The sequence below is a fragment of the Psychrobacter piscatorii genome (assembly GCF_001444505.1).
In the GTDB taxonomy this organism is placed as follows: domain Bacteria; phylum Pseudomonadota; class Gammaproteobacteria; order Pseudomonadales; family Moraxellaceae; genus Psychrobacter; species Psychrobacter piscatorii_B.
In genome coordinates this window covers 1-935 of the sequence record NZ_LNDJ01000033.1, presented here as the reverse complement: position 1 = coordinate 935, position 935 = coordinate 1, and the positions used below count along the sequence as shown (strand labels likewise).

Annotated in this window: 1 pseudogene; it reads right to left on the bottom strand. The window is 44.4% G+C overall.

Going from position 1 to position 935, the window contains the following annotated elements:
* Nucleotides 1–38 precede the first annotated feature (38 nt).
* A pseudogene (locus tag AS194_RS01905) lies at nt 39–935 on the bottom strand (IS3 family transposase); the annotation flags it as partial.

Here is a 935-nt window from a genome sequence, read left to right as displayed (position 1 = left end):
GGTAACCCTCCCAAACTTAAGACACCTAATAAATAGAATTAAGCTGCCTGATTGAGTTTCTGTATCGGTGTAAAACCGCCATTGCCCATGTTTGGGCGCTTATGATTATAATGGTATAACCAGTTTTCTGCTTGTGCGCGTACCTGCTCTAGATTATCAAACAGCTCCTGATTTAACCAATCATATCTCATGGTTCTATTAAAGCGCTCTACATACGCATTTTGCTGTGGATTGCCAGGTTCAATATAGCTTAAGATGATACCTTGCTGCTCAGCCCAGTCTTTGAGCGCATTGCTGATGTATTCAGGGCCATTATCGCATCTTATCTGCACAGGTTTGCCTCGGTACTCAATAAGCTGATTAAGACTGCGTATGACCCTCCCGGCCGGTAGCGAGAAGTCGACTTCAACGGTGAGTGCCTCACGGTTGTAATCATCAATGACATTGAACAGTCTAAAGCCGCGGCCATCAGTTAAGCTGTCGTGCATAAAGTCCATGCTCCAGCTTTGGTTAATCCTATCAGGTACTGCTAATGGTATTGGTTTAGCACGTTTAATGCGACGCTTAGGTTTGATTCTAAGGTTGAGTTCAAGCTCGCAGTAGATGCGATATACCCGCTTATGGTTGTACGGCAGTCCTAGCACATTACGCAAGGTTAAAAAGCACAAGCCAAAGCCCCAGTTCTTGTTCTCATCAGTCAGTTTGATAAGTAAGTCCGCTATTTGCTGGTTCTCATCTGTTACCACCGACTTGTGATAATAACAGGTGACGCTGATGTTAAAGATGCTACAAGCTCTGCGGATACCAATACCACGATCTTCAATATAGTGACAAACCAACGCTTTGCGCCTTTGGGGCGCTACCACTTTTTTGACATAGCATCCTGTAGGATGTCGGATTTAAGACATTCATCAGCGTACATCTTCTTTAAGCGG